The organism is Leucobacter sp. cx-42 (genome assembly GCF_014529985.1).
Lineage (GTDB): Bacteria > Actinomycetota > Actinomycetes > Actinomycetales > Microbacteriaceae > Leucobacter.
The window spans coordinates 1-6,435 of sequence record NZ_JACVMU010000009.1; the positions used below are offsets into that span (position 1 = coordinate 1).

5 protein-coding genes, 1 tRNA gene and 1 pseudogene are annotated in these 6,435 nt (G+C 59.1%); 3 read left to right on the forward strand and 4 right to left on the reverse strand.

Going from position 1 to position 6,435, the window contains the following annotated elements:
• Positions 1-554: 554 nt before the first annotated feature.
• From ICM05_RS10065 to ICM05_RS10080, 4 genes are all read right to left on the reverse strand, one after another.
• Positions 555-627 (reverse strand) — tRNA-Thr (locus ICM05_RS10065).
• Positions 628-787: 160 nt separating this feature from the next.
• Positions 788-2,392, reverse strand: coding sequence for an alpha/beta hydrolase (locus ICM05_RS10070; RefSeq protein ID WP_353055881.1), 1,605 nt, complete (start codon positions 2,390-2,392; stop codon positions 788-790).
• A gap of 11 nt (positions 2,393-2,403) precedes the next feature.
• Entirely contained in the window at positions 2,404-3,573 is a 1,170-nt protein-coding gene (locus ICM05_RS10075; protein WP_188024464.1) for a DNA polymerase III subunit delta', read from the reverse strand.
• Between the two features lie 50 nt (positions 3,574-3,623).
• Entirely contained in the window at positions 3,624-4,253 is a 630-nt protein-coding gene (locus tag ICM05_RS10080; protein WP_188024461.1) for a YigZ family protein, read from the reverse strand.
• 31 nt (positions 4,254-4,284) lie between these two features.
• Between ICM05_RS10080 and ICM05_RS10085 the strand changes: the two genes are divergently transcribed.
• From ICM05_RS10085 to ICM05_RS10095, 3 genes and pseudogenes are all read left to right on the forward strand, one after another.
• A complete protein-coding gene (locus ICM05_RS10085; protein WP_188024462.1) occupies positions 4,285-4,722 on the forward strand; it encodes an RNA-binding S4 domain-containing protein in 438 nt (145 codons plus the stop codon).
• A 75-nt stretch (positions 4,723-4,797) separates the two neighbouring features.
• Positions 4,798-5,754 (forward strand): 3-methyladenine DNA glycosylase, encoded by a 957-nt coding sequence (locus ICM05_RS10090; RefSeq protein WP_353055882.1) that lies wholly within the window; start codon positions 4,798-4,800, stop codon positions 5,752-5,754.
• A gap of 328 nt (positions 5,755-6,082) precedes the next feature.
• Positions 6,083-6,435 (forward strand): annotated as a pseudogene (locus ICM05_RS10095) (MSCRAMM family adhesin SdrC); the annotation flags it as partial.

Genomic DNA, 6,435 nt, shown 5'->3' on the forward strand with positions numbered 1-6,435 from the left:
TCCTGAGCCAGGATCAAACTCTCCGTAAAAAACAAAAAGCACCCATCCACCGGAATAAGGCAGACAAGATGCGAGTTTGACCTGACAAATAGAAACACTGACAAAAATTTGTCACTGAATTATTCATCCAAAAAAGGAATCTCCAACACAAACCAGACGGTTCATGCCGGGGATAAAAAATTGGCATTTGACAATCAAGTGCACACTATTGAGTTCTCAAGGACCAGACACTCCCCGTACCGACCAAACCAATGGCCCTCCGAAAAGCAGTCCAACAACCAAAACCCGTGAGTTTCGGTTAACCGCAAGCTAGTCAACCAGGCCAGCTATGCTGCCCGGCTGCGTTGCGGCGACAAGGGATTACATTACGCCGATCCCCACCCCAGCGCAAACCGAGACCAAATCACGGGCGTGTCTTCGGCGCTATTTGGCAACGATCCGCATAAAGACACCAGATCCGCCACGAAACGAGCAACGGCCGGCCCCGAAAGCCAAAATCAGCATGACGCTATACACACAGAAAAGGCCTCGACATTACTGTCGAGGCCTATCGGAGCCGCCTACCAGAATCGAACTGGTGACCTATTCTTTACGAGGGAATCGCTCTACCGACTGAGCTAAGGCGGCTTGGCACAGATTGCTCTGTACACAAGCGACAACTATAGCAGGTTCCGGGTGCGTGATTGCACCTCAGCAATCCCTAAAAGTCACGATGCAAGGCGAGCATATGCGACACGCCACGAGCCTGACCCAACGCAGGGTCAAACTCGTGGCGTGTACGGGTGAGCTATTCGGTGCAGAGCGGGTCTTGCGTGGGAACCGTACCTTCTACAAGGAACTCATCAATCACACGCGACGCGCAGCTACTCGTCCCGTATGCGGTGTGCCCTTCACCCTCGTAGGTGACCAAGACGCCGCTTTCAAGCTGATCGGCCAAGGCCTCCGCCCATAGGTAAGGCGTAGCCGGATCACCTGTCGTGCCGATCACCAAGATCGGGTTCGCCCCCTGAGCAGTCACCGGTTCGCGGTTTTCGGTCGAGTCTCCCGGCCAATCGGCGCAGAAAGTCCCACCGTATGTTTGGAAACGGCCAATGGTGGGCGCCAGCTGTTCGAGTTCTGCAGCTTCTGCCCGCATGGACGCTACGTCATCGTCGGTCGGATAGTCGAGGCAGTTAATTGCCCAAGACGCGACTGTCGAATTGTCGAGATACCTGCCATCAGCGTCACGGCTGTAGTAAGAGTCTGCAAGGGCAAGCGCGATGTCTGCGTCTCCCTGCGGAATGGCTTCGAAGAGCATGTCGAGGTACGACCAGTTGTCCTGGTTGTAGAGCGGCGTAATGATCGCGGTCAGCAAGGTGCTTGAACCGACGTACCGGCCATCTGAAGCGCGCAAGGGCTCCACATCGACCTGGTCGAGCATGTCACCGATCTGCGTCATCGCTTCATCCACCGTGCCGGTGAGTGGGCAACTACTGCGGGTCAAACAATCCGTAACGTATGCCCGCAGCGCAAGCTCGAAGCCCTTCGTCTGTTCGCGAATCATCTCGCGCTCAGTCACCTGCGGATCAATCGCTCCATCAAGCACAAGGCGGCCAGCGTTCTCAGGGAATCGGTCTGCATAGCGAGCGCCAATGTAGGTGCCGTACGAGTAGCCGAGATAGTTCAGCTGCTTATCGCCCACGATGGCACGCATCATGTCAAGATCTTGCACCGTCTCGTTCGTACTGACGTACTTGATGAGGTCGCCCGAGGTCTTCTCGCATGCCTCAGCAATCGTGCGCGCACTCTCTGCGGAAGCCGCAAGCCACTCATCGCTACCGCGCTTCAGGTTGATGGAGTCGTCGAGACCAAACAGTTGCTCATCGAGCTCAGCATCGGTGAAGCAGTCAATTGCACTTGAGTTGCCGACACCTCGGGGATCCCAACCGATGATGTCGTAGTTCTTGAGCAGTGTGTCATCAAGTCCGCTCGTGCCGGCGTATCGAGCGTATTCAACGCCAGATGCGCCAGGGCCGCCCGGGTTAATGAACAAGCTACCGAGGGGATTGGAACCCGTAGCTGGCTTGCGGATCATCGCAAGCTCAATTGGTTCGCTCTCCAGATCATCCCAGTTCAGCGGGGCCAACACGGTCGCACACTGGAAACCGTCACCGCAGCTCCGCCAGTCGGGCTCCTGCGACTGATAGCCCGCAAGCGTCTGTTCAACGTCACCCTTCGGAGGAGCAAAATCACTCGAGCCTGGCTTCTGCTGCACAACAGGCTGGCCGAACCCACCGCTGATGAGCAACGCAATCAGCCCCGCAATCAGCAGGCCAACGACCACCGTGACGATCAGGCGGAAGCGCTTACTCTTCTGCCGAACGATGTCTTCGGCGTTCTCGATCTCACTCACTTGTGCACCTTTCAGCGGGCGTCGTTAACGAGGTTATGAATCATCACGATCCGGGCGAACAAAGCTTCCATGACAAGTCCCGGAGTGATCTGTCGCATGAGCCGTTCACGGGCGTTACTGACAGCGTCGAGTGCTTGCAGTGTCTGCTCAGGGGTCCAACGACCAGCAAGTTCGGTAATAGCTCGGCTGAACTCAAGGTTGATGAGCTCTCGTTCATCGGCAGAAGCCAGCGCGGTCATCAAAACATCACGGTAGAGCGAGGACAGGTCAGTAAGGACGCGATCGAGTCCGTCACGCAGGCTGCGCTTTCGACGACGTTCCTGTTCTTCTTCGAGCGCCTTGATCTGTGATCGCAGACGCGGCGGAATTGCCGCACCGGGCGCGAGGCCAAGCCCACGCATGGCCTCCTCGCGTTCGCGCGCGTCAAGCCGATCCATCAGGGCATCTGCGTCAGCCTGCGCGATTTTTGCAAGCGAGGCGGCAACTGCCATCGCGTCGCCAAGTGTTCGCACTCCAAGCGCCGCTTGAATTGAATCTTGGCGGCGTGCGAGCGCATCATCATCAGAGGCGAGTCGCCTGGCCATACCCACGTGGCTCTGCGCCAGCCGGGCAGCTTGTGCCGCACGCTCGGGCGAGACACCGTCACGGGACTGCAACAGCTGCGCCACATCGTCTACGCCAGGTGTGACAAGCCGGAGCGCACGAGTGCGTGAGCGAATCGTTGGGAGGAGGTCTGCCTCACTCGGTGCGCACAGCACCCAGATCGTTCGCTCGGGTGGTTCTTCGATGGCCTTCAGCAGCACGTTCGAGGTGTGCTCTGGCATGCGATCCGCGTCTTCAATAACAATGACGCGATAGCGCCCCTCGCTCGGTGCGTAGTGAGCGGTCGTCACAATTTCGCGAGCGGCATCAATCTTGATGATCGCGGCCTGGGTCGTCAGTACCCCAAGATCAGGATGCGTGTGCGCCTGAACCTGTGCGTACACACGGTCGCGATCTGCCTCGCTCCGGGCGATCAATGCGGCAGCAAAACGGTACGCAAGATTCGATCGGCCAGAGCCCGCAGGGCCGGTAATTAGCCACGCGTGCGCAGGCGCAGCCGCCCCTGGCTCGTATGACGCAGCGCGATCAAGCATTGCAACGGCCACGGGCTGCCCGACGATTTCAGACCAGAATCCCATGCTCGCAAGGCTACCGGTGACCACTGACAATGTGTGTTCCTTGCTGAAAATTAGTGCAGATCAACGTATCCGGAATCGCCTCGTTCACACAGCGCTGCGCCCGCACTGAGCTCGGCAGCGAGTGCCTCCAACGCGGCAACTTCGTGCGCGGCCACTGCAAATCGCTGCGTCACATCGGCGCCATAGGTGGCCTCGCCGACTGCATACCCGCGACGGCGAGCTTCAGACTCGATTTGCGCCGCCACGTCGTAACCGGTGATGACTGAAACTTCGTGACGCAGTCCGCGTTGCACGCGCTTCGATACGAGCACGGCGTCTGCGACGGAAGCCCGATACGCGCGGGTGAGTCCGCCTGCACCGAGCAGAATACCGCCAAAGTATCGGGTCACAACTGCCACCACGTCACTCAGACCTGATGATGTGAGCGCATCGAGCATGGGCGCGCCTGCAGTGCCACTCGGCTCCCCATCATCGTTGGAACGTTGCACACGACCGTCGTGTCCGAGCACAAACGCCGAGCAGTGATGACGTGCCCGCGGATGCTCTGCCCGCACCGCAGCGATCACTTCGCGCGCGGCTGCTTCACTATCGACTCGTTCAAGCCTGGTTAAGAACCGAGACCGCGAGATTTCCACCTCGGTATCGACGCGTCCCGCGATCGTCTCGTATTCTTCGGCCATACCTCTATTCTGCCCGCTACGATCAAGAGCTATGGAACCACAGCGTCAAAACGTCCCGCGCGGAGCCCATTCAGGGCCAACCTCGGTGCGCGCTGATGCGTGGATCTGGGCGGCTCGTCTCGCGAAGACCCGTAGCCAGGCCACTGCAGCGTGCAAAGCTGGACACGTTCGCGTAAATGATTCGTCAGCAAAGCCAGCGCAGGCCGTCAAGGTGGGCGACACTGTTCGCGTGCGTCTGCACGGCCTCGAAAAGGTGTACGTGGTGCGAGGCCTGGGGATCCGCCGTGGAAGCGCGACCGAAGCTGCCACCCTCTTCGAAGATCATTCGCCACCCCCTCCCCCGCGCGAGGAACGACCCGCGGCCGTGGTACGAGATCGCGGCGCCGGGCGCCCGACGAAGCGGGACCGCCGCGACATTGATCGGCTGCGTGGGCGCGATAGCGACTCGTTCGATCCCTTGGGCTTCTAGCCACCCGATTCGGCGGCTTTGCCTTCTGATTCTTAGGGCGCGGATTACCCCAGCCCGACCGGGTACCCTTACTGCGTGGATATTTCGGCACTCAGCGCGCAGGCTTCGGCAACCTCGATTGTGCTGAGTCGCGCCGAGTGGACTGCTCGCGAAGCCGCACACGAAGCGCGCGCAGATGCCTTTTCCGCTGACCATCGTGCGCGCAGGCTCGCAGGCAAGAAGCACCCCATCGAGGACTTCCTTTGGACGTACTACTCCTATAAACCTGCAGACCTACGTCGGTGGCATCCCGGAGCTGGCGTTGTTCTCGAAGGAGCTGCTGACGTCGCACCGAGCACGGCCTTTGAAGGGCCCGGTTCAACGATCCCTGTCCCGGCACGCTCGGAGTGGCGTTACTACCGGAGGACAAACGACTCGGACTTAACTGTTGATCTGCCCGCGTTCTTTGCGAAGCGCGCAACTTCGGTGGATTTCATCGCGGATCTTCTCGAGAAGACGATCGAACGGCCTCCTCATTTCGCCTGCTTTGGACTGCATGAATGGGCGATGGTGTACAAACTCACTCCTGAGCAAATCCGTCACGCCGGTCTTCCGCTGAGGATTGGCCACGAGGCCACAGATGCAGTTGTGGAAAGCAATCCCATTTCTTGTAGCCATTTCGACGCCTACCGTTTCTTTACCCCAGACGCACGACCTCTCAATCGACTTACGCCAACTCGGGCTGAACAAATCAATGATGAGCAGGCCGGTTGCCTACATGCTGGTATGGACGTGTACAAGTGGGTAACAAAGCTCGGGCCGATCATGCCTGGTGAGCTGTTGCTCGATGCGTTTGAGCTGGCCCGCGATATCCGGACCGTTGACATGCAAGCGTCACCTTATGACGTGAGCGGTTTCGATCTTCCCGCGATCCCAATCGAGACCCCTGACGGTAAGCGCGAGTACGCTCACCGCCAGAGAGCCTTCACCGATCGAGGTAACGCATTACGCGTTCGCGTCGTCCAAGCGATTGCGACTGCACGAGCTTCGTAGGCGAGTGAACGGGCAATCGCCTAGCTAATCTTTGGTGGTTTTCCTTTCTTGATTGAGAGTTTGCGACGGACCTGACCAGCATTTGCGGCAGCGATTCCGCCAGCTAGTGTCACAGCCGCTACAGTCACGGCTACTGGGTTCACAAGTGAGACGACCTCGGAGTCTTTGAGTTCTACCTCCTCGACCATCCTGTTCTCCGAGTCCGTTGACCGATCTGCTGAGCCTGGGGTCGGTTCTGGCGATACCGTTCGCTGTTTGGTTTCAACTGGGCTTGTTGCCGGCACGACCCTTGCAGCCGGCGCTTTTGGAGCTTCGATGTACCAAGTGCGTGTCGGCACAACGTTCATCTCGCCAAGAGGCGACTGAATGGGCTTACGTTGAGCATGTTCCTTCGCTGTCTCTGTTTTCATGTCATTCTCAGGGCTACCGGGCTGATCGTCAGAGTCTGCCGGCAGCTCGGGTCGATCAGAATCTCCAGGAGGTCCTGGCTCGGTCGGAGGACCAGGAGGGCCAGGAGGCTCAGGAGGATCTGGATCCCCCGAAGGACCAGGAGGCTCCGGCGGATCAGGATCCCCCGAAGGACCAGGAGGCTCCGGCGGATCAGGATCCCCCGAAGGACCAGGAGGCTCCGGCGGATCAGGATCCCCCGAAGGACCAGGAGGCTCCGGCGGATCAGGATCC